Origin of the sequence: Flavobacterium sp. CECT 9288 (assembly GCF_918731615.1) — a bacterium.
Classification (GTDB): Bacteria; Bacteroidota; Bacteroidia; order Flavobacteriales; family Flavobacteriaceae; genus Flavobacterium.
The window spans coordinates 861,216-887,111 of sequence record NZ_OU957226.1 but is presented as its reverse complement, the minus strand read 5'-3'; the positions used below and the strand labels follow the sequence as shown (position 1 = coordinate 887,111).

24 protein-coding genes are annotated in these 25,896 nt (G+C 33.6%); 11 read left to right on the top strand and 13 right to left on the bottom strand.

Features of this window, described 5'->3' with window-relative positions; genetic code table 11:
• Window positions 1–7: 7 nt before the first annotated feature.
• Entirely contained in the window at window positions 8–673 is a 666-nt protein-coding gene (locus LQ189_RS04000) for an RNA methyltransferase (RefSeq protein ID WP_230154425.1), read from the bottom strand.
• Between the two features lie 221 nt (window positions 674–894).
• On the opposite strand from LQ189_RS04000, the gene LQ189_RS03995 reads away from it, so the two are divergent.
• From LQ189_RS03995 to LQ189_RS03985, 3 genes are all read left to right on the top strand, one after another.
• Entirely contained in the window at window positions 895–1,587 is a 693-nt protein-coding gene (locus LQ189_RS03995; RefSeq protein ID WP_230154424.1) for an NAD-dependent deacylase, read from the top strand.
• Window positions 1,588–1,655: 68 nt separating this feature from the next.
• A complete protein-coding gene (gene purB / locus LQ189_RS03990) occupies window positions 1,656–3,002 on the top strand; it encodes an adenylosuccinate lyase (RefSeq protein ID WP_086454331.1) in 1,347 nt (448 codons plus the stop codon).
• Window positions 3,003–3,091: 89 nt separating this feature from the next.
• Window positions 3,092–5,326: a cation:proton antiporter gene (locus LQ189_RS03985; protein ID WP_230154423.1), complete on the top strand. Its 2,235-nt coding sequence runs from the start codon at window positions 3,092–3,094 to the stop codon at window positions 5,324–5,326.
• Between the two features lie 511 nt (window positions 5,327–5,837).
• Here LQ189_RS03985 and guaB read toward each other — a convergent pair.
• The 5 genes from guaB to LQ189_RS03960 form a co-directional block, all read right to left on the bottom strand.
• Window positions 5,838–7,310, bottom strand: a complete 1,473-nt coding sequence (gene guaB / locus LQ189_RS03980; RefSeq protein ID WP_086454329.1) for an IMP dehydrogenase — start codon at window positions 7,308–7,310, stop codon at window positions 5,838–5,840.
• Window positions 7,311–7,538: 228 nt separating this feature from the next.
• Complete coding sequence (locus LQ189_RS03975) at window positions 7,539–8,930, bottom strand: DUF5723 family protein (RefSeq protein WP_230154422.1); 1,392 nt, start codon at window positions 8,928–8,930, stop codon at window positions 7,539–7,541.
• On the bottom strand, window positions 8,927–9,478 hold the full coding sequence (locus tag LQ189_RS03970) for a hypothetical protein (RefSeq protein WP_086454327.1): 552 nt from the start codon (window positions 9,476–9,478) through the stop codon (window positions 8,927–8,929). The genes LQ189_RS03975 and LQ189_RS03970 overlap by 4 nt, the downstream gene beginning before the upstream one ends.
• Window positions 9,479–9,583: 105 nt before the next feature.
• Window positions 9,584–10,447: a hydroxymethylglutaryl-CoA lyase gene (locus LQ189_RS03965; protein ID WP_230154421.1), complete on the bottom strand. Its 864-nt coding sequence runs from the start codon at window positions 10,445–10,447 to the stop codon at window positions 9,584–9,586.
• Between the two features lie 154 nt (window positions 10,448–10,601).
• Complete coding sequence (locus LQ189_RS03960) at window positions 10,602–11,630, bottom strand: quinone-dependent dihydroorotate dehydrogenase (protein ID WP_230154420.1); 1,029 nt, start codon at window positions 11,628–11,630, stop codon at window positions 10,602–10,604.
• 283 nt (window positions 11,631–11,913) lie between these two features.
• On the opposite strand from LQ189_RS03960, the gene LQ189_RS03955 reads away from it, so the two are divergent.
• The 3 genes from LQ189_RS03955 to LQ189_RS03945 all read left to right on the top strand — a co-directional run bounded on the left by LQ189_RS03955 (window position 11,914) and on the right by LQ189_RS03945 (window position 14,541).
• Complete coding sequence (locus tag LQ189_RS03955; RefSeq protein WP_230154419.1) at window positions 11,914–12,441, top strand: hypothetical protein; 528 nt, start codon at window positions 11,914–11,916, stop codon at window positions 12,439–12,441.
• A 147-nt stretch (window positions 12,442–12,588) separates the two neighbouring features.
• Window positions 12,589–13,827: a peptidase T gene (gene pepT, locus LQ189_RS03950; RefSeq protein WP_230154418.1), complete on the top strand. Its 1,239-nt coding sequence runs from the start codon at window positions 12,589–12,591 to the stop codon at window positions 13,825–13,827.
• 234 nt (window positions 13,828–14,061) lie between these two features.
• On the top strand, window positions 14,062–14,541 hold the full coding sequence (locus LQ189_RS03945) for a hypothetical protein (RefSeq protein WP_140344625.1): 480 nt from the start codon (window positions 14,062–14,064) through the stop codon (window positions 14,539–14,541).
• Window positions 14,542–14,613: 72 nt separating this feature from the next.
• Here LQ189_RS03945 and yajC read toward each other — a convergent pair whose 3' ends face one another.
• The 3 genes from yajC to LQ189_RS03930 all read right to left on the bottom strand — a co-directional run bounded on the left by yajC (window position 14,614) and on the right by LQ189_RS03930 (window position 17,107).
• Entirely contained in the window at window positions 14,614–14,886 is a 273-nt protein-coding gene (yajC, locus tag LQ189_RS03940) for a preprotein translocase subunit YajC (protein ID WP_086454491.1), read from the bottom strand.
• An 18-nt stretch (window positions 14,887–14,904) separates the two neighbouring features.
• Window positions 14,905–15,816, bottom strand: a complete 912-nt coding sequence (gene nusB, locus LQ189_RS03935; protein ID WP_230154417.1) for a transcription antitermination factor NusB — start codon at window positions 15,814–15,816, stop codon at window positions 14,905–14,907.
• Window positions 15,817–16,000: 184 nt separating this feature from the next.
• Window positions 16,001–17,107, bottom strand: coding sequence for a Glu/Leu/Phe/Val dehydrogenase (locus tag LQ189_RS03930; protein ID WP_086454490.1), 1,107 nt, complete (start codon window positions 17,105–17,107; stop codon window positions 16,001–16,003).
• 202 nt (window positions 17,108–17,309) lie between these two features.
• Here LQ189_RS03930 and LQ189_RS03925 point away from each other — a divergent pair, with 202 nt between their 5' ends.
• From LQ189_RS03925 to LQ189_RS03910, 4 genes are all read left to right on the top strand, one after another.
• Window positions 17,310–19,070, top strand: coding sequence for an ABC transporter ATP-binding protein (locus LQ189_RS03925; protein ID WP_230154416.1), 1,761 nt, complete (start codon window positions 17,310–17,312; stop codon window positions 19,068–19,070).
• Between the two features lie 71 nt (window positions 19,071–19,141).
• Window positions 19,142–19,522: a PUR family DNA/RNA-binding protein gene (locus LQ189_RS03920; protein WP_086454494.1), complete on the top strand. Its 381-nt coding sequence runs from the start codon at window positions 19,142–19,144 to the stop codon at window positions 19,520–19,522.
• 106 nt (window positions 19,523–19,628) lie between these two features.
• The gene (locus LQ189_RS03915) at window positions 19,629–20,441 is read left to right on the top strand and encodes a sulfurtransferase (protein ID WP_230154415.1); all 813 of its coding nucleotides are present in this window, start codon (window positions 19,629–19,631) and stop codon (window positions 20,439–20,441) included.
• Between the two features lie 106 nt (window positions 20,442–20,547).
• Window positions 20,548–21,468: a hypothetical protein gene (locus LQ189_RS03910; protein WP_086454487.1), complete on the top strand. Its 921-nt coding sequence runs from the start codon at window positions 20,548–20,550 to the stop codon at window positions 21,466–21,468.
• 1 nt (window position 21,469) lies between these two features.
• Here LQ189_RS03910 and LQ189_RS03905 read toward each other — a convergent pair whose 3' ends face one another.
• Entirely contained in the window at window positions 21,470–21,808 is a 339-nt protein-coding gene (locus LQ189_RS03905) for a tRNA-binding protein (RefSeq protein ID WP_230154414.1), read from the bottom strand.
• Window positions 21,809–21,950: 142 nt separating this feature from the next.
• Here LQ189_RS03905 and LQ189_RS03900 point away from each other — a divergent pair, with 142 nt between their 5' ends.
• Window positions 21,951–22,829, top strand: coding sequence for an alpha/beta fold hydrolase (locus LQ189_RS03900; RefSeq protein ID WP_230154413.1), 879 nt, complete (start codon window positions 21,951–21,953; stop codon window positions 22,827–22,829).
• An 82-nt stretch (window positions 22,830–22,911) separates the two neighbouring features.
• Here the strand turns inward: LQ189_RS03900 and LQ189_RS03895 are convergent, their stop codons facing one another.
• The 3 genes from LQ189_RS03895 to LQ189_RS03885 all read right to left on the bottom strand — a co-directional run bounded on the left by LQ189_RS03895 (window position 22,912) and on the right by LQ189_RS03885 (window position 25,807).
• Window positions 22,912–23,844 carry a peptidylprolyl isomerase gene (locus tag LQ189_RS03895; RefSeq protein WP_230154412.1) on the bottom strand — a complete coding sequence of 311 codons (933 nt, stop codon included), beginning with the start codon at window positions 23,842–23,844 and terminating at the stop codon, window positions 22,912–22,914.
• Window positions 23,845–24,135: 291 nt separating this feature from the next.
• Window positions 24,136–24,666: a hypothetical protein gene (locus tag LQ189_RS03890; RefSeq protein WP_230154411.1), complete on the bottom strand. Its 531-nt coding sequence runs from the start codon at window positions 24,664–24,666 to the stop codon at window positions 24,136–24,138.
• A gap of 97 nt (window positions 24,667–24,763) precedes the next feature.
• Window positions 24,764–25,807: a two-component regulator propeller domain-containing protein gene (locus LQ189_RS03885; RefSeq protein ID WP_230154410.1), complete on the bottom strand. Its 1,044-nt coding sequence runs from the start codon at window positions 25,805–25,807 to the stop codon at window positions 24,764–24,766.
• Window positions 25,808–25,896: the final 89 nt, after the last annotated feature.

Genomic DNA, 25,896 nt, shown 5'->3' with positions numbered 1-25,896 from the left:
TTTTATTTCATACCCGAGGATTCTCTTCAAAATACCGTTTTTCAATTCTTTTAATATCTTTAATAGAATTTTTGGCCCAAGCCAAACGTTTTTCTAGGATTTCGTTCTCGGTTAAGTGCCAATCAATAGTAGAACTTCGCAATCTATTGGTTAGGTTTTGAATGATGATTGCTGCCGAAACGGAGATATTCAAACTTTCGGTGAAACCCACCATGGGGATTTTTAAAAAACCATCAGCACGTTGCAAGATTTCCTCAGACAAACCGTCGCGTTCGGTGCCAAAAAATAAGGCGCTTGGTTTAGATATATCAAAATCTTCCATCAAACAATCGTTGTCGTGTGGCGTGGTAGCAATGATTTGATACCCTTTATTCTTTAAAGTGTCAACACAAGTTGTTACACTATCAAACGTGTTAATGTCAACCCATTTTTGGGCTCCCATGGCAATTTCTTTATCGATACTTTTTCCGTAACGCTGTTCAATTACGTTCAGTTCTTGAATACCAAAAACCTCGCAACTGCGCATAACAGCACTCGTATTGTGCATCTGGAACACATCTTCAACAGCTATGGTAAAATGTTTGGTTCTGTTTTGCAATACTTTAAGGAATTTCTCTTTGCGATTATCTGTGAGGATATTTTCAAGAAACTCGAGATATTTTAAATCGATCATGAGGGATTATTTTTTGGCAAAAATAGTAAAAAAGAGTAGTTTTATGTTTTAAAGAACAGCGAGTATTGATCTCTTACGAATTGTGCTTTGAAAGTTAAACGAAGTACGCTTACGGGATTTGCGTGAGGGATTGACGCGGCATCCTTTATGGGCTTTTTTTGCCCATAAAGATAGAGCAGAAAGCCCGGTCGCCTCGGCGAACACGCCCAAAAAATTAGAACATGAAAAAGAAATTAGTACTTTTGACTGGCGCTGGAATTAGTGCGGAAAGTGGTATTAAAACGTTTCGGGATAGTGATGGACTCTGGGAAGGGCATAACGTTCAAGATGTGGCCACGCCCGAAGGTTGGCATAAAAATCCGGCTTTGGTACTTGATTTTTACAACCAAAGGCGCCGACAGCTCAAAGAGGTTACTCCTAACGCAGCTCATTATATTTTAGCAGAACTGGAGTCGGAATTTAATGTGCATATCATCACTCAAAATGTAGATGATTTGCACGAGCGTGCTGGCAGTACGCAAGTATTGCACCTGCACGGGGAATTGTTGAAAGTGCGTAGTACGCGCAACCCTGATTATATATTAAACTGGACCGAAGATTTGAATTTTGGCGACTTTGATGAAAATCAAAATCAATTGCGCCCGCACATTGTATGGTTTGGCGAAGAAGTTCCTGCACTTGAAGAAGCAGTTTCGATTACAGAAACTGCTGATTATTTTGCCGTGATAGGCACCTCTTTACAAGTGTATCCAGCGGCAGGTTTGATTGATTTTACCAAAGTAACAACTCCATTATTTTACATTGACCCCAAACCGATTAAGATTCCGAATTTGAGAAATCAGCTGCAAGTGATTCCTGAAATGGCATCAAAGGGAATGGAACAATTAAAAGCAACACTCTTGAGGGATATTTAAAAAAATATTCCTTTTATAAATTGCCTTTAAAGGTTTATATTTGTGCTTTTCCAACAAATAACACAACAATGACTACTTTAAACGAATTGAATGCTATTTCTCCAATTGATGGAAGATATAGAAGTAAAACCCTTTCTTTAGCTCCATTTTTCTCTGAAGAAGCTTTAATCAAATACCGCGTACTGGTTGAAATTGAATATTTCATTGCTTTGTGCGAAGTGCCTTTGCCACAACTTGCTGGGGTGAATTCGGATTTATTTGAAAGTTTACGCAACATTTACCAAAATTTTTCGACAGAAGATGCCCTTTGGATTAAAGAAACAGAAAAAGTAACCAACCACGATGTAAAAGCGGTAGAATACTTTATCAAAGATGCTTTTGAAAAACTAGGTTTGTCACAATACAAAGAGTTCATTCATTTTGGGTTAACTTCCCAAGACATTAATAATACTGCGATTCCGTTATCGACTAAAGAAGCTTTTGAAAAAGTATACATGCCCTCGTTAATCGCTTTGACAGCAAAGTTGAAAGAATTAAGCGTAGAATGGAAAGACGTACCTATGTTGGCACGCACACATGGACAACCTGCTTCACCTACTCGTTTGGGTAAAGAAATTGGAGTTTTTGTAGAACGACTAGAGGAGCAAATGCGTTTGTTATTCAATATCCCTTTTGCAGCTAAATTTGGCGGTGCTACTGGAAATTACAATGCCCACCATGTAGCTTACCCTCAAATTGATTGGAAACAATTTGGAGGGAAATTTGTCGAAGATATTTTAGGATTACACCACTCCTTCCCAACCACACAAATAGAACATTACGATCATTTTGCAGCGTTTTTTGATGCGTTAAAAAGAATAAACACAATCATTATTGACTTGGATAGGGACATTTGGACGTATGTTTCTATGGAGTATTTCAAGCAAAAAATAAAAGCAGGCGAAATTGGATCATCAGCCATGCCGCACAAGGTAAATCCAATTGATTTTGAAAACTCAGAAGGGAACTTAGGGATTGCCAATGCTATTTTTGAACACCTTTCGGCAAAATTACCGCTGTCAAGATTGCAACGTGATTTAACAGATAGTACTGTTTTAAGAAATGTGGGCGTACCAATCGGTCATACCATCATAGGATTTGAAGCTACTTTGAAAGGATTGAATAAATTACTCTTGAACGAACCTAAATTTCACGAAGATTTAGAGAAAAACTGGGCTGTTGTAGCGGAGGCTATTCAGACTATTTTACGTCGTGAAGGATATCCAAATCCATACGAAGCCTTGAAAGGATTGACTAGAACTAATGAAGCCATTGATAAAAATGCCATTCATGGTTTTATTGCAACACTAGATGTATCTGAAGCGATAAAAGCCGAATTAATGCAAATTACACCTAGTAATTTCTTGGGAATCTAAACCTCGATATTGTTATACTTTTCTAAAATCTGCTTTTGTCACTTGATAAAAGCAGATTTTTTTGTTATTTTAGTCAAAATTCAAAATTTATGTTTCCCTTTTTATCCGCTTCAATAGTTCATTTACCCGATTTAATTACTGATTTAGGTTTAATCCTAATCACTGCTGCTATAGCTGTATTGTTATTTCGAATTATGAAACAGCCTTTGGTTTTAGGGTATTTGGTTGCAGGATTTTTAGCCAGTTCTGAATTTGATTTTTTCCCAACAGTAAAAGATGTTAATAGTGTAAAAGTTTGGGCCGAGATAGGCGTTATTTTTTTGCTATTCAGTTTAGGACTCGAATTCAGTTTTAAAAAATTGGTAAAAGTGGGCGGTACGGCTTCTATCACTGCGTTTACACAAATAATTACATTAGTAACCCTGGGATTTTTTACCGGTCAATTTTTGGGATGGAGTAAAATGAACAGTATTTTTCTTGGCGTAATATTATCCATTTCTTCCACGACCATAATTTTAAAAACCTTTGATGAACTGGGCGTAAAATCTCAAAAATTTGCTGGAAACGTAATTGGCTCTCTTATTGTTCAAGATATTATTGCCATTTTAATGATGGTTTTGCTCTCAACAGTTGCGGTGAGTCAGCAGTTTTCTGGAATGGAATTGGTGCAATCCGTTTTAAAACTGATTTTCTTTTTGACCATCTGGTTTGTAGTAGGTATCTTTTTTATACCAACATTATTAAAAAAAGCCAAACATTTATTAACCGATGAAATGATGTTGATCATTTCGTTAGCCTTGTGTTTACTAATGGTGATTTTTGCAGCAAACGTTGGATTTTCACCTGCTCTTGGCGCCTTTATTATGGGATCTATCATTGCCGAAACCACTCAAGCGGAACACATAGAACATCTTGTAAAACCTGTAAAAGACTTATTTGGCGCTGTTTTCTTTGTATCCGTTGGAATGTTAATTGATCCGAATACACTGCTAGAATATGCTTTCCCTGTCGCTGTTTTAACATTGATTGTAATCTTTGGGCAATCCATCAGTTCTACCATAGGTTCTTTGCTATCGGGACAACCGCTTAAACAATCCATACAATCCGGAATGAGTTTGTCTCAAATTGGAGAATTCTCATTTATTATTGCCACATTGGGAACCACCTTAAAAGTAACTAGTGATTTTTTATATCCTATTGTAGTCGCCGTATCTGCCATTACCACTTTTACCACACCTTTCATGGTCAAGTTTGCCGAACCGTTTTCGGTTTTTGTTGAAAAGAAACTGCCTAAACGATGGGTAAAAAGAATTCAACTCTACAGCTCAAATACCGAAGAAATAAAGTCATTAAGCAATTGGCAAATTGTAATGCGAAGTTATCTCACACAAGTAGTACTACACTCTATCATTATTGTTGCTATTATTTTACTTTCGTCAAATTTTATTCTTCCGTTAGTAGAAGATTCAAAATTTGGAAATGCTATTGCGGCACTTATCACATTGATTATATTATCACCCTTCTTGTGGGCGCTATCTTTAAGAAGAGTAGCGGTCAAACAGGTTCAAATTTTATTGGAGCAAAAAAAGCATTATGGCCCAATTATCATGCTAGTGCTTTTTAGAATTGCTCTTTCACTATTTTATGTGGGTTTTATTTTAAATACTTTTTTCTCTGCAGGGATTGCTGCAATTGCGTTTTTAATTGCCATAGGTGCTTATATCTTATTCCCAAAAAAATTACATGCCGTTTATCATAAAATTGAAGATCATTTTATGACTAATTACAATGATCGAGAAATTAAAAAAGAAAACAAACGTCAAAATACGCTCTCTCCTTGGGATGGTCACATGACAGAGTTTGAAATTGCCAAAGAATCTAATTTAGCTGGAAAAACTCTTGAAGAATTAAAAATTAGAGAACAGTTTGAAATCAACATCGCCTCAATTAAAAGAGGAGAAGTAGTTATAAACATTCCATTGCGAACCGAAAGATTATTTCCTGGTGATGAAATAAGTGTAATAGGAACAGACAAACAGGTAAAGGAATTCAAAATTTACTTGGATAAAAATGAAATTGATGTTGCCGAAAAAGTGGTTGAGACTGACATTATCCTTCAAAAATTGGAATTAAAAAACCGAGTTTGTATAGGCAAAAGTATTCGAGAATCGCAAATTCGAGAAAACACACATGGGATTATTGTTGGTATTGAACGCAATGGAAAACGTATGTTAAATCCGGAATCTCATCTCATATTAGAGGAAAGTGATATTTTATGGATTGCCGGCGAGAAGAAAAAAATCGCCGCCTTTTTGAGAGCTTAGTTTAACTTCAATAAAAAAACCATTAAGTAAATTAAAATACATTAAGTTTTTTTATCCTTGAATTCCTTAACTTTCTTAATGGTTTAAATTATTAAGATTCCGGGAGAATAACAAATTGAATTTACATCTTTCAAAGATACACCTTAAGGATTGCAGGCGAGAAGAAAAAGTAGCCGCCTTTTTGAGAGCTTAGTTTAACTTCAATAAAAAAACCATTAAGTAAATTAAAATACATTAAGTTTTTTTATCCTTGAATTCCTTAACTTTCTTAATGGTTTAAATTATTAAGATTCCGGGAGAATAACAAATTGAATTTACATCTTTCAAAGATACACCTTAAGGATTGCAGGCGAGAAGAAAAAGTAGCCGCCCTTTTAAGAGCTTAGTTTAACTTCAATAAAAAAACCATTAAGTAAATTAAGACACATTAAGTTTTTTAAATCCTTAATTCCCTTAACTTTCTTAATGGTTTAAATTATTTAGATTCCAACGGAATGAGAAACTGAAAAAACTAACGAGAGTAATTCGGAGCTTCTTTTGTAATGGTCACGTTATGTGGATGACTTTCATTGATACCACTAGCAGTAATGCGAACAAAACGACCAGTTTCTTGCAAAGTAGGAATGTCTTTTGAACCACAATATCCCATTCCGGCACGAAGACCACCAATGAATTGTTGCATACTTTCGTTCAATTCTCCTTTGTAAGGTACACGACCAACGATTCCTTCAGGAACTAATTTTTTAACATCATCTTCTACATCTTGAAAGTATCTGTCTTTTGATCCTTCTTGCATGGCTTCAACAGAACCCATACCGCGGTAGGATTTGAATTTACGGCCTTCAAAGATAATTGTTTCTCCTGGAGACTCCTTTGTACCTGCTAATAAAGATCCTAGCATCACACAATCAGCACCAGCAGCAATCGCTTTTGGAATATCACCAGTATAACGAATTCCTCCATCAGCAATAACTGGAACTCCTGTTCCTTTGATAGCAGCAGCTACCTCAAGCACAGCAGAAAATTGAGGAAAACCAACTCCGGCAACGATACGAGTGGTACAAATTGAACCAGGTCCAATTCCTACTTTTACACCATCAGCACCATTTTCGACTAAATAACGTGCAGCTTCGGCAGTAGCAATATTACCAACAATTACGTCAATCTGCGGGAATTTTGATTTTACTTCTTTTAAAGTATTTACTACACCTTGTGTATGTCCGTGAGCGGTATCAATAATAATGGCATCTACACCTGCATTTACAAGTGCTTCTGCTCTTAAAACTGCATCACCGGTTACTCCTATAGCTGCAGCAACACGCAAACGTCCGTATACATCTTTGTTGGCGATAGGTTTTTGAGTTAATTTGGTAATGTCTCTAAAAGTGATTAAACCTACCAATTTATAATCTGCATTTACAACAGGTAATTTTTCAATTTTATATCCTTGTAAAACTACTTCGGCTTGTTCTAATGAAGTTCCTTCGGCAACAGTAACTAGATTTTCGCTAGTCATTACCTCAACAATTGGTCGAGAACCGTTTTTTTCAAAACGTAAATCTCTATTGGTAACAATCCCTTTTAATGTTTTATTTTCATCAACAATTGGAATACCACCAATACCAAATTCTTTCATGGCATTTTTAGCATCTGCAACAGTAGAACTTAATGGTAAAGTTACCGGATCGATAATCATACCCGACTCCGCACGCTTTACTTTTCTAACTTTTGCAGCTTGTTGCTCAATAGTCATGTTCTTATGTAAAACACCAATTCCACCTTCTTGAGCCATAGCTATTGCCATAGCACTTTCAGTTACTGTATCCATAGCAGCAGATACAATTGGTACATTAAGCGTAATATTTTTAGAAAATTTTGATTGAATACTTACTTCGCGTGGAAGAACGTTAGAATAGTTTGGAACTAATAGAACATCATCGTAAGTCAATCCTTCACCGATAATCTTAGAGTTGTGTGCGATCATTGCAATTGTAGTTGGTGTTTAATTGCGTGCAAATATACATTTTTTTTCGCAAAAAAAGAACAGATTATTTATAAATCAATAAACAAGAACCTCATAAATACAGATTTGGTCACAAATAAATCTACAACTATTGATTTTAATATAACTATTAAACACATTATCTAATCTGATAAATGACTAATAAGAATCAACTAAACATTGCAAATTGCACTTATAAATTGGAAATAATTATTTCACAATTACATTAAGTCCTAGTTGAAAAGACAAACTATTTGCTTTTGTAACATCTCTGTATTCCAATAGATTATCAGCTATAAGATAAAAGTTTACGGGGCCAGCCGTAGTAAACAAGCCTAAACCAATGTTTCTACTTGAAAAAGAATCGATAGTATAGGTAGCCTTTGCTTGCAATCCTTTCAAAATTTTTCTTGAAAAATAAGTGGTAAAAGCTGCCATAGGCATTCTAGGTGTTGACATGACAAATAATTGTGCTCCTACGGCACTTTTATACACTACATCACTACCATTACCATCGCAGTTACAATCTTCTTCGCTATCCTCGTCAAACGAATATTGAAAGGAAGTATTCAACTTGATAGGGCGCCAAGTTGTGAATTTTGTATTTATCGTGTCTAGTGGAATAGCGTCTTGAAATTCTTTGTAAATATTTTCGGCTGAAGCTCCTGAACTAAAGCTAGGAACAACTCCTCTATAGTTGTACCTTCCTTTTAAGGTGTAATTTTCTACATCCTTAGTATGGTTTATAAATCCTACATCCAGAATGCTTCCTGTTATTTGAATGTTTTGTGTGGGATAATAAGTGAAACCCGCATCAAAGCCAAAGCCTAAATTTCCGCCTAACATTACACCTTTTGTGATGTCTTTAACCACATCTGAATCATTATTTTCATCATCATACTTTGCCAATCCAGAAGTATTTAGTTGCATATTAGCATAGATACTTTGATCATAAACCCCCAAATTTGATGGGCCTGTATAAATATAACCCGAGTTCTTTGTAGAATTTGCATTGAAAATACTAGAATATATTTTAGCTCGAGCACCCACAATAAAATTTTTGGTAATATTTTTATGTGCCCCAATGTGCCAAACAGATAAAAGTTCAGCTTTTGTATTCAAATCTCCTAAATCGAATATTTTACCTAAATAATTACCATTGCCTTCCAAAGCTAGAATAGCTAAGTCCTTAGGCATAAAATTCATCATATCAAACTCCTGGTATATCCCAAAGGAAACATACGTATTTGAAGCATCACGGTCAGCACCCGGGATTTTAAATCCACCACTAAAAATTTCCATTTGTTGGTTAACTGCCAATTTATCATTTCTGTTAGTAGTCATCACCACATTACGCAACTTGGTGTTAAAATCTATGCCATCATTAGCAAAAAGGTCGTAAGCAGCAAAACCACTTGAACCTACATTAGCTGAAATTCCAGATAGTAACGGTATTCCTGCATACCAATTATATTTAAAATCCGCACCGGGATTTGTCATCATAGATTGAGGAACAGCTGTAAAATTATATAAAACTTGCTTGTTTTGAGCAAAACCACAAAAAGCAAAAAGGATTATTAAAAGGTAAAGTCTTTTTTTCATTCTACAACAAGATAAGCGGTTACACCTGAACGCAATATAAGTTTCCCTGTACTTGTCTCAGTCAAAGGTTGACCTGGTAACATGCGTAAAATGAAAGCTATTTTAGTAGTTCTTTTTAATAAATCAAGTTGTACATTTTCAAATACATCCGTTCTACTCACTTTATTTGCCGTTCCTGAATAAGCAGGTACATTAAAATCAGCAGTATAAACAGTAGCATTATTATTGTCTAAAAACAAAAGCTCTACTTGATAAGCTCTGTTGATTGTGTTTTCCATTTCAGTAAAAATGGAAGCCTTTCTTAAATTATCTTTAAAAAACTTATCCGAAAAAACATCTACCGCTGGAATATCAAAAACAAAATTTTGTTCTTGGCCATTAGTTACAAAATCAGGAGCAGGGACTTCAAAATACGCTAGATTTGCTATAAAAACTGGCTCTAATTTTATATCATTAACTTGATCAAAATCAACATCACTGGCACAGGATGAAAAAAGCAAAACAAGAGCAATGCAAGAATATAGAGATTTAAAGATGGCTTTTTTCATGTACTTCAAAAATTAGGTTGCTATAAAAATACATACTTTTTGTTAAAAAACGAAAATAAATTAAATCTAGTATGGCAATTCGTTGCAAAAACGCTAATGCACTTATTAATGAAACTCGCCAAATAATTTAGAAGCCTCATTGTATGCACTTTCAAAACTCATGGGACTCATGCCTGCATATTCTTTTTTGGCAGTGAAATAAGAAAGTAACTTTTCTGTTGGCATGTTTCCAGTAAGATTATCTGTAGCCATAGGACAGCCACCAAAACCTTGTATAGCGCCATCAAAACGCCTGCAACCCGCTAGGTATGCAGCATCAATTTTTTCAAACCATTTATCAGGAGTAGTATGCAAATGAGCTCCAAACTCAATAGTAGGATATTGTGGTATTAAATTTGAAAACAAATACGAAATCACATCTGGGGTTGAACTGCCAACGGTATCCGAAAGTGATAAAATTTTAACACCCATAGTAGCTAATTTTTGAGTCCATTCGCCCACAATATTTACATCCCATGGATCGCCGTATGGATTCCCAAAACCCATTGACAAATAAGCAACAACCTCTTTTTTTGATTTATCAGCAATTTCTAAGATTTCTTGCAGTGTTACTAGAGATTCGGCTATGGTTTTATGCGTATTTCGCATCTGAAAATTTTCAGAAATAGAAAAAGGAAAACCTAAATATTGAATTGCGTCATGAGTCGCAGCCTGAGACGCTCCCTGAGTATTGGCAATTATTGCCAGTAATTTACTTTTTGTTTGTGACAAATCAAGTTGTTCTAATACTTGGGCTGTATCCTGCATTTGTGGAATTGCTTTTGGAGAAACAAAGCTTCCAAAATCAATACTGTCAAACCCCACTCTTAATAAAGATTGAATGTAAGCTACCTTTCTGGCTGTGGGAATAAATGGTTTTATGCCTTGCATGGCATCACGTGGGCATTCTATAATTTTTATTGGCTCCATATGAAGTCAAAGATACTAAAGTAATTGTTTTTACGAAATCGTTTTTTCTGTTTAATACAAAATTTGAAAATTCCGAAAATTAGCAGTAATCAATTCCATTTTTCTTAAATTACAATTACAAAAAAAAAGCTTCGTTTATGGACATTTATTTTATTTAAGATTTTGACTTTCGTTTTAGCAAGGCTCTATTAATTGCAACAACAAGTGCTGGACCTTCATATATAAAACCAGTGTATAGCTGAATCAAACTGGCTCCAGCATCTAGTTTTTCAAGAGCATCGGCAGCGGAGTGAATACCCCCTACTCCTATTATTGGAAAAGCTTTATTACTTTTTTCTGAAAGGAAACGAATCACTTCTGTAGAGCGTTTTGAAAGTGGTTTCCCTGAAAGCCCACCCATTTCATCACGATTCTCAGATTGTAAACCTTCGCGAGAAATAGTGGTATTTGTTGCTATTACTCCTGCAATACCAGTTACACTTATAATATCTATAATGTCAAGCAATTGATCATCAGTTAAATCCGGAGCAATTTTAAGCAAAATTGGTTTTTGTTTTGGCTGAGCCAAATTCTTGGTTTGCAAGGTCTGTAACAACAGTGTTAACGGTTCTTTATCCTGAAGCGCTCTTAAATTTGGCGTATTAGGTGAACTTACATTGACAACAAAATAATCTACATAATCATACAAAGCATCAAAACATAATTCATAATCTAAGGCAGCATCTTCATTTGATGTGATTTTATTTTTACCAATATTTCCGCCAATTAAAACCTTATCATTACTTTTCAATCTATTAACGGCATCATAAACACCTCCGTTATTAAAACCCATACGATTGATAATAGCACTGTCTTCTTTTAAACGGAACAATCTTTTTTTAGGATTTCCTTCTTGTCCCTTGGGAGTTAGTGTTCCAATTTCGATAAATCCAAAACCAAAATTAGAGAGTTCTTTATAAAGCTTAGCATCCTTGTCAAACCCTGCAGCAAGTCCCACGGGATTTTTAAATTTTAATCCAAAAACTTCAGTTTCTAATTTTGGATTATCTACTAGATAAAGTGATCTAAACAAAGAAGGAAAACCTGGTAATTTAGATAAAAATCTAATGCAAGAAAAAGTAAAATAATGAACCTCTTCTGGATCAAACCAAAAAAGAATAGGACGTAAAAGTAATTTATACATGATTGTGTAGTTGTGTGATGCAAAAATAGAACTATCTCATCGATAAATAAATTTTTAGAAAAAAAAATATAAAATGATACGTGAATAGTTATAAATGCAAAACAAAACAGAAGTCTTGAAAAGACTAAAAGACAAACTTTTTACAGTACTAGAACACAAAACAAAAGCTTTGTTTATAAATTTTTAGACTCATTCAACTTGTTTTTTGCTCAAAATGGCATAATTTTAGCAAATTGAAAAATATCTCTAACAAATGGATGAATAATAATTTAAATTAAAATCTATGAAAATAAAAATAATAACAACAGCAATATTGCTTTGCACTGTTCAAGTATTCTTTGCTCAAGATGTAAAAAAAGACACGCAATTACCAAACACTAAATCCTCTGTAGAAGCCACTAAAAATGACAGTATAAAAAAAGCTACTGAAGCAGTAAATAAAGCTTTGAAAGCCGATGAAAAAATGCTCAAAGAAAAACTGAGAAATGATAAAAAAGCACTTAACCAAGCATTAGAAACAGAAAAAGAAAAACATAGAGCAGATAAAGAATCCCGAGAATTTTCTTTAAAACAAAGTAAAATACTTGCCGCTGAAAAGTCAGTTCAAAAAAGCAAAGAAAAGCTTGCTACTACCGAGAAAAACTTGCTAGACAACATGGAAAAATTCGAAAAGAAAAAAGACAAAGGAAAGCTAGATCCTACTCAAATAGAAAAAGAGAACATTAAAATTAGCAAGCAACAAATCAAAATCAATAATTTAAAAGAGGATGTTGTAAAAGCTGAAAAAAAATTAAGTAAAGCAAGAGATTAAATTTAAAACCACTTTCGAGTGGTTTTTTTTTCGTGAAAAAATTAAATTATTTGAGCCATAAAAATCTAATAAAAAATCAAAAAATGTTCTTAATGAAAATCAGAATCCATGTGGAAAAAATTATATTTGCATAAAACAAATTAAACCATGCAACATATCATTGACCGCTTCATCAGTTATGTTATAATTGACACAGAATCTGATGCTAACTCACCAACCACGCCAAGCACTGCAAAACAATGGGACTTAGCCAACAAACTGGTTGAAGAGTTAAAAAATATTGGAATGCAAGATGTAACTATTGATGACAAAGCATATATCATGGCTACGTTACCTAGCAATGTAGATTATGAAGTCCCTACAATAGGCTTTATATCACACTTTGATACCTCACCTGATTTTTGTGGTGCAAATATAAAACCGCAAATAGTTTCCAATTATGATGGTAAAGACATTATACTAAATGCTGAAAAAAACATCGTTTTATCCCCAGATTATTTTAAAGATTTGTTACAATATAAAGGACAAACCTTAATAACAACAGATGGAACTACATTATTAGGAGCAGATGACAAAGCCGGAATCACTGAAATTGTAACGGCAATGGAATTCTTAATCAACAATCCTGAAATCAAACACGGGAAAATTAGAGTTGGTTTCACACCAGATGAAGAAATAGGTCGTGGCGCTCACCATTTTGACGTTGAAAAATTTGGAGCAGCATGGGCATACACTATGGACGGAAGCCAAGTAGGAGAACTCGAATATGAGAATTTTAATGCGGCTGGAGCTAAAATAACTTTCAAGGGAAAAAGTGTTCATCCTGGATATGCCAAAGGTAAAATGATCAACTCCATGCTAATTGCCAATGATTTTATCAATCAATTACCATCAGACGAAACACCTGAGCAAACAAAAGGCTACGAAGGTTTTTTTCATGTTCACCACCTTTCTGGAAATATCGAAGAAACAGTTTTAGAATTGATAATCAGAGACCATAACAAGAAAAAATTTGAGAAAAGAAAAGAACTCATTGAAAAAATCACGGTAAAAATCAATAAAAAGTACGCTAAGCAATTTGGTGAGGACATTGTAATTACTGAAATAAAAGATCAGTATTACAATATGAAAGAAAAAGTATTGCCCGTAAAATACATTGTTGATATTGCTGAGCAAGCAATGAGAGAATTAAACATAAAACCATTAATCAAACCTATACGCGGTGGAACTGATGGATCACAACTTTCATACAAAGGACTTCCATGCCCTAATATTTTTGCTGGTGGTCATAATTTTCATGGAAAATATGAATACGTACCGGTAGAAAGTATGCAAAAAGCTGTTGACGTAATTGTCAAAATAGCTGAATTGACAACAAAACTATAAAGAAACATTTATTTCTTAATTCAAAAGTCTCCATCTCTGATAGGAGACTTTTTTTTTGAATACAAATCAATAACAGTATTCTGCTCTAGAAATACATCCTTGTAAAAAAAAACACCTAAAACAAAAGCTTAACATTGGGCAATGAATAAAATCATTACATTTGCTAACATAAAAATAACAATTTATTAATATTAGAATATAATTTACAATAAACAATAATTAACTACTTACTTTATGACATCACACGAAGAGGAAACAAACCTCACACCAGAATCTACTCCTACACCAGAGCCTATCAAACCCGTAAGAGCAAGACGCACACCTGCAGCAAAAAAACCAACACCTTCTCCAGATTTAGAAATAACGTCAGAGAATGTAACTCCCGAAATTGAAACTACAGACATTCCTGTTGAACAAACAGAAGATGAAATTGCACCGGCCATTACAGAAGAAGAAGATATGACCAATGTGGTAGACAAAAAAGAAAAGAAAGACAAAAAAGAAAAGAATAAAAACAAAGTAAAAATGAAAGATAAAGAAAAGAAAAAAGTAGCAAAGGCGAATGCCAAAGAGAAAGCTAAAGCTAAAGCTAAAAAAGCAAAGAAAACTAAAAAAGATAAAGCAAAAAAAGCTAAAGTAAAAGCAAAACTAAAAGCGAAAAAAGCTAAAGCTAAATCAAAAAAAGCTAAAAAGAACAAGAAGAGTAAAAAATAAAAATATTTTTTAAATACAAAAAGTCCCAAAATACAATGTAATTTGGGACTTTTTTAGTTACCGTTTGGCATCTTATTTTTTAACTAGAGCTGCGCTCATTTCCATTGAAATGGCAGAACGCTCCATTTTTAATTTACCTGACATAGTCTCAATTACCACTGTAGTTTCTGCTAGTTCAGCTACTTTTCCGTGCAATCCGCTTTTGGTAATGATTTTATCGCCTACTTTCAATGCACTTTCAAATTCTTTTTCTTGTTTTGCTTTTTTCTGTTGTGGTCTAATCATAAAGAAATAGATTACTACAAACATTAAAATAAAAGGGGCAAACTGCTGTAATTGTTCCATGTTTTTTTTATATTTTTATTACATCAAACCGCGACCGGCTTTGATAATTCTTTTATTTGTATTTAATTCTTTTACTAGGTTATCTAGAATACCATTGATAAATATACTACTTTTAGGTGTAGAATATTCTTTGGCAATTTCAAGATATTCATTCAGAGTCACTTTTACCGGTATAGATGGGAATTTTAGAAACTCACAAATTGCCATTTTCAAGATTATCGTGTCAATTTCTGCTATTCTTTCACTATCCCAATTAGGTGTCTTATCCAAATACTCTTTGGCTAGTTCTTTTTCGTTTAAAACTGTTTTACGAAATAACTCTTTTACATAATCTCTATCCTCATTATCCTTATACAATTTTGGAACTCTAAAATTGTCATCTTCACCATCTTTGATTGCTTTTAACTGCTTAATGATATGCGTGTTAACCAGCGGAATATCATCAACCCATGTTAATTTATCATCTTCAAGGTAATCATACAGTTTTTCATTTGGAACAATCACTTGCATGAATAAGTCCACAATAAATTGTCGATCTTCTTCAAATGTGTTTATACCACTTTGCATGTAGTCCAGATATAGCTTACTAGCTTTAATTTCGTTAAGTAGCAAAACAATATAATCATCATTTAATGACCAATTGTTAATTTTACGATTCTCAAGTGCTATGCTTAATGAATTATTATCAGAGAGGATTTGAAAAATTTCATTTTTAATAAATTTTTCATTTGGATTGCGTTCTGCAGGGGTAGCTAAATGTTTTAAGCTTGATTTATGCAAATAAACAGTTTCAGTCTTACAAATTTCAATCAATGAAGATAGCATTATAAGGTACAAATCTTGGATACTATCTATACTGTAATAAAGGAATTTTTCCTCTTTTTCCAAACTATCTGAACCGCTTTGATGCATTGCATAAATGGATTGCATGACCTTTACGCGTATGTGTCTTCTATTTACCACCTTGTAAGAACTTTAAATTTATTAGGGTGCAAAAATAAGAATTTCATTTTTTAAAATAAAATATATGATTGCTTATTTTGAAGTATTCAGCAATCAGTATTTAGTGATATCAAATAATACATCACTAAATACTGGCAGCTGAGTATGAAAACTATTTTTTACTGTTCTCTAATTTTCTTTGATCAATTCTATTTTGTGCAATAGTAAGTGCCGCCTTGTGTGTGGTACATCCATTTGCAATAGCATAATCAAATATTTCTAACGTAGTGTTATAAATATTTTCGGTTTTACGCATGATTTCAGCCTTGTCATAATGTGCTAACTCTGCATATACATTAATAATTCCACCCGCATTAATCAAGAAATCAGGAGCATATAAAATTCCTTTTTCTTGTAACAAAGCCCCATGAATATTCTCATCAGCTAGTTGATTGTTTGCTGCACCAGCAACAACTTTTGCTTTCAATTTAGAAATTGTTACGTCATTTAATGTAGCGCCCATAGCACATGGTGCGTAAATATCTACATCAGCAGTGTACAGATCTTCACCTCTATAAATTTCGGCGTTATACTTTGCTCCTACTTCAGCAAGTTTTTCTTCATTTATATCAGCAATAGTAACAATGGCTCCTTCTTTGGTTAAATAGTCAACCAATGTTTCGCCTACGTGTCCTATACCCTGTACTAATACTTTCTTACCACTTAATACATCGGTACCAAATTGTTGTTTAGCAGCCGCTTTCATTCCTAAATACACCCCGTAAGCCGTAACTGGAGATGGATTTCCAGCACCACCTCTAGATTCAGAAATCCCAGTGACATAAGGAGTTACATCTCTTACAATATCCATATCTGCAGTTTCCATTCCCACATCTTCTGCAGTAATGTAACGCCCACTTAATGAATGTACAAACTCTCCAAATTTACGCATTAATGCAGGATTTTTTTGAGTCTTAGCATCACCTATAATAACCGCTTTACCACCACCTATATTTAGGCCTGTTATAGCTGCTTTAAAGGTCATACCGCGTGAAAGACGCAAAACATCATTTAGTGCTTCCCACTCATTAGCATAATTAAACATCCTTGTACCACCTAATGCGGGTCCCATTACCGAATTATGAATACCAATAATTGCTTTTAAACCCGTATCTTTGTCATTACAAAATACAATTTGCTCGTGATCATCAAATGATAATTGACCAAAAACAGGATCCATTTTTTGAAGTTCTTTTCCAGTTGTAAAATCTGCTTTCATTGTGTAAGTTTTAATAGTGAGACATTTATGAATTTGTCAAAAAGACTAGCCAAATCTACATAAAATTTAAATATGCAATAGCATTTCTGGAAAAAATCATTAATTTATCAATAACTTTCACTTGATATTCAGCAATATAATCTTGTAAAAAGTTAGCAAAACATTATAAAAAAGTTACAAAACACAGAATACCTTACTAAAAATGAAAGAATTACGTTATTTAAATAAATATTTCGTTAAATACAAATACAGCTTTTTACTTGGAATTGTGTTCACCATCATTGCGCAAATTTTCATGCTATTTACCCCTAAGTTGATCAGTCAATCTTTTATGGTAATTGAGGCTTTCGCCAAAGATACATCAGTTGCTAAATCCGTTATTAAAGACGAATTGATATCTAATATATTACTGATTATTGCAACTACAATTATAGCCGGTTTTTTAACCTTCTTGATGCGACAGACGCTTATTGTGATGTCTAGACATATTGAATTTGATTTAAAAAATGAAGTATTTAGACAATATGAAAACTTAACTCAAAATTTTTACAAACAAAACCGAACGGGAGATTTAATGAACCGCATTAGCGAGGACGTTTCTAAAGTGCGCATGTATGTAGGACCCGCTGTGATGTATACCATAAACACAATAATTAGGTTTGCAATAGTAATTGTATACATGTACAACGTCTCTCCTATATTAACTTTGTACACCTTATTACCGCTTCCTATTCTATCTTACGCCATCTTTAAATTGAGCTCTGAAATAAATTCTAGAAGTACCATTTTCCAACAGTATTTATCAAAAATTTCTAGTTTCTCCCAAGAGATTTTCTCTGGAATTAGAGTTATAAAAGCCTACTCTCTTGAACAGCAACACCAACAAAATATGGTAAACCTGGCCGAGGAAAGTAAAAGCAAAAGCTTAAACCTAGCCAAAGTACAATCCTTATTTGGTCCTTTAATGATGGCTTTAATTGGCATAAGTAACTTAGTTGTAATTTATTTTGGTGGTCTCATGTACATCAACGGCACAATAAAACATATCGGTACTATTGCTGAATTCATCTTGTACGTTAATATGTTAACTTGGCCAGTTGCCTCACTGGGTTGGGTTTCATCTATGGTTCAAGAAGCGGAAGCATCTCAAAAGAGACTTAATGAATTTCTTAAAATAAAACCCGAGATTAAAAACAACAATCCTAACAAATCTGTTATTGAAGGCAGTATTGCATTTCATAACGTGAGTTACACCTATGAAGACACCAATATTCAAGCCTTAAAAGACATTTCATTTACCGTTAAAAAAGGAGAAACATTGGCCATTTTAGGCAAAACGGGATCTGGTAAATCAACTATTTTATCATTAATTTCTCGTATGTATGATGTATCAAGTGGTCAAGTCACAATTGATTCAGCTGAAATTAGTACTCTAAATCTTTTTGACCTTCGTAACAACATCGGTATTGTTCCTCAAGATGCTTTTTTATTCTCGGACAGTATTAAAAACAACATCAAGTTTGGTAAAGAAAACGCAACGGATCAAGAAGTACAGGCTGCCGCCAAAAGTGCCGTTGTTCATGACAATATTATGGGATTCAACAAACAATATGAAACCGTACTAGGAGAACGCGGTATCACACTTTCTGGAGGTCAAAAACAACGTGTTTCTATTGCAAGAGCTATCATAAAAAACTCGCCTATTTTATTGTTTGATGATTGCCTTTCTGCTGTGGATACCGAAACCGAAGAGGCCATCTTAAACAATCTAAATGCTATTTGTAAAGACAAAACAACAATTATTGTTAGCCATAGAATTTCATCAGCAAAAAATGCCGATAACATAATTATTATAGACAACGGACAAATTATCCAACAAGGTTCTCATAATCAATTGATAAATCAAAACGGGTATTATGCCGACTTACACTTGAAACAACTTTCAGAAAAAGAAATGCTTTAATTGTTGTATAATACATATTTTTTGTAGATTTTTGAATGCTAGTTAACAACCATAAATTGACTGAAAGGAATATGAGAGAACATGACATGTTAGAAAAAGAAGAAATATTTTCTAAAGTTTTAAGAGCTGGAAGAAGAACTTATTTCTTTGATGTGCGCGCTACTAAGGCTGATGATTACTACATTACCATTACCGAGAGTAAAAAATTTACAGAAGAAGACGGATCGTTTCACTTTAAAAAACATAAAATCTACTTGTATAAAGAGGATTTTGCTGCTTTTGCAGAAATTCTTGACGAAATGACTTCTTATGTATTAAATCACAAAGGTGAAGAAGTAATCTCTGAAAGACACCAAAAAGATTTCAAAAAAGAATATACATTAGAGAAACAAGACGACGATAGCTTACCACAAACATCAACATTTACAGATATAGATTTTGATGATATTTAATTTTTAGTTCCTTACTTACCCCAAGAAAGTCCAAAAACTATACGTTTTTGGACTTTTTTTTATCTTAAAAACCAAGAAGTTTTATTTCTTTGTCAAAATAAAAAACATGACCTCAACAATAGTATCGGTAGATTGGCTATACAATAATCTTGATTTACCAAATCTGATAATATTAGACGCTAGTCTTAAAGAAAATCAGGCTAAAGCACTGTCTAATTTTGAAAATCTCAGAATCCCAAAAGCTCGATTTTTTGATTTAAAAACTGCGTTTAGTAATATAAATAATCCGTTACCCAATTCCCTACCGAGTCCGAGTCAATTTGAACAAGAGGCCACAAAACTTGGTATCTCAAAAAACAGTATTCTGGTAGTATATGACAATTTAGGAATATACTCGAGCCCAAGAGTTTGGTGGTTATTTAAAGTTATGGGATTTAACAATGTAGCAGTGCTTGATGGCGGTTTACCACAATGGATTAAACACAATTATACTGTAGAGGCCATTCCAGAGAATGAAATATATAATCTTGGTAATTTTAAAGTTGATTTTCAACAAGAACTGGTAAAAACCAAACATCAAGTTGAAAGAAACATTATTGACCAAAAATATCTTGTAGTTGACGCCCGTATTGAAAATCGCTTTAATGGTACTGTTAAAGAAACTAGAGTTGGTTTACAAAGCGGACATATTCCAAAAGCGATAAACATTCCCTACACAAGCGTGTTAAACAACTACACTTTTTTACAACCAGAAAAACTTAAAGCCATTCTAAAACCAAGCTCTAAGCCAATTATAGTTTATTGTGGATCTGGGGTTACCGCTTGCATAATCGTTTTAGCGTATGCTTTGATTGAAAGTGACAATTGCTCTGTTTATGATGGCTCTTGGACTGAATGGGGTTTAAAAAAGAATATATAGCAATTTTATAAATCAATGTTTCAACCCCCTTTAAACAAAGGTTAATTAACTGAAAATCAATATTTTTTAAATGTTTATTTACTACTTTTAATTCTTAATTACTATCATGAAACAATCTTACACTATTTTTCAGTTTTTGTATCGCTTGCTTTTATCCGAAGAAACTAAAAAAAGAGCTGAAAAGTTTTTTGTTTCCATGGCCATTATTTTTTTCTTGATACATCTTAGTATCATTGTCATTATTGATCTAGGCTGGATCGATACCCCAAAATATTCTAAGCTATTGAGTAATCCTATAGCTGCAATTTACACGCCATTTTCATTTATTTTGATCTATGAGGTCTATCTTTTAATTTATTATTTGCCAAAATCAACCACTATATACATTGGTAAACAATATGAAATCATTACGCTTATTATCATCAGACGTATCTTTAAAGATTTGACTAAACTCGACTTTAAAGACAACTGGTTTGACTCTGCTGCCAATGTAAATTTCACATTAGACATTCTGGCTACCATAATGCTTTTCTTATTGCTTTTTTTCTTTTACAAGTTAAGTAAGGAGAATGAAATCAACCAATCTAAAATTCAAAAAACTACCGCAATTGCTTCGTTTATCAAATTAAAGAACATTTTTGCTATCATATTAATCCCTGTCTTTTTAAGTTTATCCATGTACAGCTTGGGACATTGGATTTATGAAAATTTCTTTTCGATTGCAGAAATTGTAACAAAAATGAAAGACATTAATAAAATTTTCTTCGATGATTTTTTCACCATCTTGATTTTGATTGAGGTGCTATTGTTGTTGTTTTCATTTTTCTTATCGGATAAGTTTAACAAAGTCATTCGCAACTCTGGCTTTATCATTTCAACAATATTGATCAAACTTTCTTTTGGCACTGAGGGATTTCTAAACACTATTTTAATTGTCTCGGCAGTATTATTTGGAGTAATTATATTAGCCATTCACAACAAGTATGAAACGCTTGATGCTAAGGTTCAAACTTCATTTAATGAATAAATTAACCTATTCGTAACCCATTTTCAACCTTAAAATCTGGTGCGAGCAAAACAATATCGCCCTCAGCTCCTACTGATCCTAAAACCAAACATTCGCTAAAAAACTTCCCAATTTGTTTTCTAGGAAAATTGACAACAGCAACAATTTGTCGGTGTAATAAATCTTCTTTTTGGTATCGCTTAGTAATTTGTGCAGATGATTTTTTAATTCCTATTTCAGTCCCAAAATCCATTATCAATTGATAGGCTGGTTTTCGGGCTTCGGGAAAATCATGAACTTCTAAAATGGTACCCACACGCATTTCTACTCTTTCAAATTCGCTCCAGTTAAGGTCTTCCATAATTATTTATTTTTTAAAATACTGAATAACAAACCTATAAAATTTACAACTATTTAAACTAATTCTGTAAAACTTTTTTTGTAAAACAGTTCTAGATTTACAAAAGACGAATACTAAATTCATCTTTTAAATTGTAACTATTATGGAAATGAGTCAAATGAACAACAACGAAGCCAGAAAAAAAGAAACAATTGGCATTGACCAATACATACAAACAGCGCCAAATGTACAATTGTACGTGAAAGATTATGGAGAAGGAAAACCCGTAATTCTAATTCATGGCTGGCCATTATCCAATGAAATGTGGGAATACCAAATGGAGGCTTTGATTCAAAACAACTTTAGAGTGATTGCCTATGACCGTCGTGGTTTTGGTAAATCCTCACAGCCTTGGGATGGTTATGATTATGATACTTTGGCTGACGATTTGAAAGCCATTATTGAGTATTTGAATCTGGAAGATGTGGCTCTTGTAGGTTTTTCAATGGGTGGTGGCGAAGTAGTGCGCTATTTTAGCCGTCACGGCGGAAAAGGAGTTACAAAAGCTGTCCTTATTGCATCTATAACCCCATTTCAATTGCAAACCGATTCAAATCCCAATGGTGTACCACAAGAAAAATACGATGCAATGGCAAGCCAGATTAAGGAAGATCGCATTAGTTTTCTAGATAATTTTGGAAAAACATTTTTTGGTGTAAGTTTTATCAGTAAACCTATAAGCTCTGCTTTGCTGCACTACTATCGCATGCTATGTTCTTTTGCTTCGCCACAGGCAACTTTGGCATGTGCCAAATCATTTTCGTCAACAGATTTCCGAAACGAGATGAAAACCGTGACAGTACCAACCCTTATCATTCACGGAGATGAGGACAAAACCGTTCCCATAGAAATAACCTCAGAAATTGCGGCTAAACTTATCCCTGACAACACCTTTCTTATATATGAAGGAGCGCCTCATGGATTGTTTTATATAGAAAAAGACAAACTAAATGCTGATTTGATTCAGTTTTTAAATACGTAAATTTTCTTTGTTATACCTAAAAAAAATCCCATTAGCCGCTAAGGCCAATGGGATAAATTAAATATGCAAGTTAAGCTAAAGCTTATTTTACATCCATTAATTCTACATCAAAAATAAGAGTAGCATTTGGTGGAATTACTCCTCCAGCTCCTCTCGGACCGTATCCTAAATCAGATGGAATTACAAAACGAGCTTTGTCACCTACTTTTAAAAGTGCAATACCTTCGTCCCATCCTTCGATTACTTGACCTTGACCCAATCTAAATTCGATTGGTTTTTTTCTTGGGTATGATGAATCAAAAACTTTTCCGTTTTCAAGTGAACCTTCATAGTGTACCGAAACAGTTTTACCGCTTTCTGCTTTTTTACCTTCACCTCTTTGAATGAATTGGTAACGTAAACCGCTTTCTGTTTTTTCAAATCCAGCTGCTAATTTTTCCATAGCTGCTTCTGCTTCTGCTTTTAAGGCAGCGTCACGCTTGTTTCTAGCCCCTTTAAAAGTGATAAAAGCCTCAATTGCGTTCCAGTTTTTAGCCTCTTCACCTTCTCTTATGATTTCTAAAGATTCTAATACATCACCTTGAGCTACAGCATCAACAATATCTTGTCCTTCAACAACGTGTCCAAATACGGTGTGTTTGTTATCCAACCAATCTGTAGGAACGTGTGTAATGTAAAACTGAGAACCATTTGTACCTGGTCCAGAATTAGCCATTGCCAAAACTCCCGGACGGTTGTGTTTTAAGCTTGGGTGAAATTCATCATCAAATTTGTACCCTGGATCTCCCGTTCCTGTTCCTTGTGGACAACCACCTTGAATCATAAAATCAGGAATTACTCTATGAAATTTCAATCCGTCATAGAACTTAACTCCTTGTGGTTTTACTTTGTTTTCAAGGTTTCCTTCGGCTAAAGCTACAAAGTTACCTACTGTTCCTGGTGTTAAATCGTGTGTGAGTTTTACTAAAATAGCACCTTTTGTAGTGTTGAATTTAGCATATATTCCGTTTTCCATTGTTGTTTAATTTTTATTGAATCGCAAATTTACGAAAATAATTTTAAAAAGGGAATTTGGAGATTCGTTGATTTAGAAATGAAGAAAATGAGATGTTGGCAATAATGGATGAACTATAATTTTACACTAAAAATATCTCAAGTAACTTACATCTTCTCTTACTTTTGGACGATAAGGGATACCTATAATTAGTTTGCTATCCACTGGAACTTTATCTCTCAACCCTTTAATGGAACTATTCCATTCGCTTTTTTTCATAAGCTCTTATTTGTTAATGAAAAGTAACTTGCTTCAAGTGCCTTTTTTGAAAATTTTATAGACTTCCAGCCAATAAAAAACAATGATTGAAAAAATTAGCAACAATAAATTTACTTGAAATTCAAGCAATTGATGCAAATAAATCCAATTGTATTTGATTGTTTTCTCGTTTTCATTACAAATATACCCAATCCCCTTTTGTTTATGAATCCAAGCGTAATAAAAATATTGATTACTGTTTAATGGATTTTCAAATGCTTCTACATGCATCTTTTTTTCTACTACTGCGCTCCCATCTGGCACGTTTAAGTCGAAAACAGTTTTATAATTATCATAAGTTTTAGACAATCCGTAATAATAAACATACTCGTTGCTACTTTTAGAGCCACTTTTGACTACAGTAAATGTTGAATCAATTAATACATACTTTTTAATATAATTCTGCTCCTGGTGGTATATGTCTTTATTTTCAAAGTAGAAACATACATTTCGACCAAGCCAAGCTATTGATGTGAAGAAGGTGAAAACTGAAAATAAAAGTAATATTAATTTGAGACGAGCCATGACTATGATTTCTTTTTGCTTGTTTGTTTATTAGCTACAGTTTGCTTCCATAAAATATAAGAATGTTGTTTTAAGAAAATAGTACCATTTTATACCATTATAATTTATTAAAACGCTGCATTGTTTTACCATCATAGCGAAAAACGCCATCAAAGGTAGCCAACCATATGTTCCCATCTCTTGATGCACTGAGTCCAAAAATCATTGGTAAATTGGGAATTGTGACTCCTTTAAAATATTCACTACGGACATCATTTGAACGCAATTGAGAAAGATCCCACTTGGGTGTCATTCCATTTTTTGCAGAGCCTATCCATATAGCACCGTTTTCATCTTCGACTATGCTAGACACGATAGTTTTAGAAAAATTACTAAAAGCATTGTTCTGGCAACGCCATAAACCGTGGATACCAGCCAGCCATATAGATCCGTTTGTATCTTTCATAAGGAGACGAACGTTATAAAAAGGTGTTTGATCATGAGTCATTACAGTTGCTTTCTCTTGATTGTATTGGTATGTTTTGTCTCCTGTTGCAATCCATAAAACACCTTTATCATCTTTCAAAATGGAATTGACGGTATACTTAAAAGATTGCCTTTTTTCGAATGTTTTTCCAGTTTTGTCTTCATGAATTCCGTTTTCGTCTATGATAAAATTTTGAAAAGAGCTTCCATCAAAAAAACTAAACCCACCCGAAACGCCAAACCAGAACGTACCGTTTTCATCCTCATAAATACTACTCACTTCATTATTAAGAAGTCCTTGCGCAGTTGTAAAATTTTCGAAAAATTTTCCGTCATACCGATACACTCCCGAAGCATCTGCACCAACGGTACCAAACCACAAATTGCCTTTCGTATCTTCGATAATAGAATAGAAGCGTGATGTTGTTAAGGACTTAGTGATGTTAGTAAAAAACGTTCCATCATATTTAAAAACTCCGCGAAACGATGCCATCCACATCATCCCTTTTTTATCCTGAATGATATTTCTAGTAATACCTACAGGTCCGTGTGTAGTAGCACCTTTAAGATCATTTATATTGACTTTTGTTATTTTTCCTTCTAATTGATGTTGTGTACACGAAACATGACAAACAAAAAGCAGGTAGAGAACGATTATTTTTATGGACTTTGTCATGTTGTTTTTTGTTTACTAAAAAATAAAATCACCTCAAATACAAAACTAATTTCAGATTAAGCTAAGCTCCAAATGTACTGTATTGGGTA

Bases quoted from the DNA above. Each gene is read 5' to 3' on its own strand.
- LQ189_RS04000 (WP_230154425.1), bottom strand. From the start codon at position 673: ATGATCGATTTAAAATATCTCGAGTTTCTTGAAAATATCCTCACAGAT.
- LQ189_RS03995 (WP_230154424.1), top strand. From the start codon at position 895: ATGAAAAAGAAATTAGTACTTTTGACTGGCGCTGGAATTAGTGCGGAA.
- purB (WP_086454331.1), top strand. From the start codon at position 1,656: ATGACTACTTTAAACGAATTGAATGCTATTTCTCCAATTGATGGAAGA.
- LQ189_RS03985 (WP_230154423.1), top strand. From the start codon at position 3,092: ATGTTTCCCTTTTTATCCGCTTCAATAGTTCATTTACCCGATTTAATT.
- guaB (WP_086454329.1), bottom strand. From the start codon at position 7,310: ATGATCGCACACAACTCTAAGATTATCGGTGAAGGATTGACTTACGAT.
- LQ189_RS03975 (WP_230154422.1), bottom strand. From the start codon at position 8,930: ATGAAAAAAAGACTTTACCTTTTAATAATCCTTTTTGCTTTTTGTGGT.
- LQ189_RS03970 (WP_086454327.1), bottom strand. From the start codon at position 9,478: ATGAAAAAAGCCATCTTTAAATCTCTATATTCTTGCATTGCTCTTGTT.
- LQ189_RS03965 (WP_230154421.1), bottom strand. From the start codon at position 10,447: ATGGAGCCAATAAAAATTATAGAATGCCCACGTGATGCCATGCAAGGC.
- LQ189_RS03960 (WP_230154420.1), bottom strand. From the start codon at position 11,630: ATGTATAAATTACTTTTACGTCCTATTCTTTTTTGGTTTGATCCAGAA.
- LQ189_RS03955 (WP_230154419.1), top strand. From the start codon at position 11,914: ATGAAAATAAAAATAATAACAACAGCAATATTGCTTTGCACTGTTCAA.
- pepT (WP_230154418.1), top strand. From the start codon at position 12,589: ATGCAACATATCATTGACCGCTTCATCAGTTATGTTATAATTGACACA.
- LQ189_RS03945 (WP_140344625.1), top strand. From the start codon at position 14,062: ATGACATCACACGAAGAGGAAACAAACCTCACACCAGAATCTACTCCT.
- yajC (WP_086454491.1), bottom strand. From the start codon at position 14,886: ATGGAACAATTACAGCAGTTTGCCCCTTTTATTTTAATGTTTGTAGTA.
- nusB (WP_230154417.1), bottom strand. From the start codon at position 15,816: ATGCAATCCATTTATGCAATGCATCAAAGCGGTTCAGATAGTTTGGAA.
- LQ189_RS03930 (WP_086454490.1), bottom strand. From the start codon at position 17,107: ATGAAAGCAGATTTTACAACTGGAAAAGAACTTCAAAAAATGGATCCT.
- LQ189_RS03925 (WP_230154416.1), top strand. From the start codon at position 17,310: ATGAAAGAATTACGTTATTTAAATAAATATTTCGTTAAATACAAATAC.
- LQ189_RS03920 (WP_086454494.1), top strand. From the start codon at position 19,142: ATGAGAGAACATGACATGTTAGAAAAAGAAGAAATATTTTCTAAAGTT.
- LQ189_RS03915 (WP_230154415.1), top strand. From the start codon at position 19,629: ATGACCTCAACAATAGTATCGGTAGATTGGCTATACAATAATCTTGAT.
- LQ189_RS03910 (WP_086454487.1), top strand. From the start codon at position 20,548: ATGAAACAATCTTACACTATTTTTCAGTTTTTGTATCGCTTGCTTTTA.
- LQ189_RS03905 (WP_230154414.1), bottom strand. From the start codon at position 21,808: ATGGAAGACCTTAACTGGAGCGAATTTGAAAGAGTAGAAATGCGTGTG.
- LQ189_RS03900 (WP_230154413.1), top strand. From the start codon at position 21,951: ATGGAAATGAGTCAAATGAACAACAACGAAGCCAGAAAAAAAGAAACA.
- LQ189_RS03895 (WP_230154412.1), bottom strand. From the start codon at position 23,844: ATGGAAAACGGAATATATGCTAAATTCAACACTACAAAAGGTGCTATT.
- LQ189_RS03890 (WP_230154411.1), bottom strand. From the start codon at position 24,666: ATGGCTCGTCTCAAATTAATATTACTTTTATTTTCAGTTTTCACCTTC.
- LQ189_RS03885 (WP_230154410.1), bottom strand. From the start codon at position 25,807: ATGACAAAGTCCATAAAAATAATCGTTCTCTACCTGCTTTTTGTTTGT.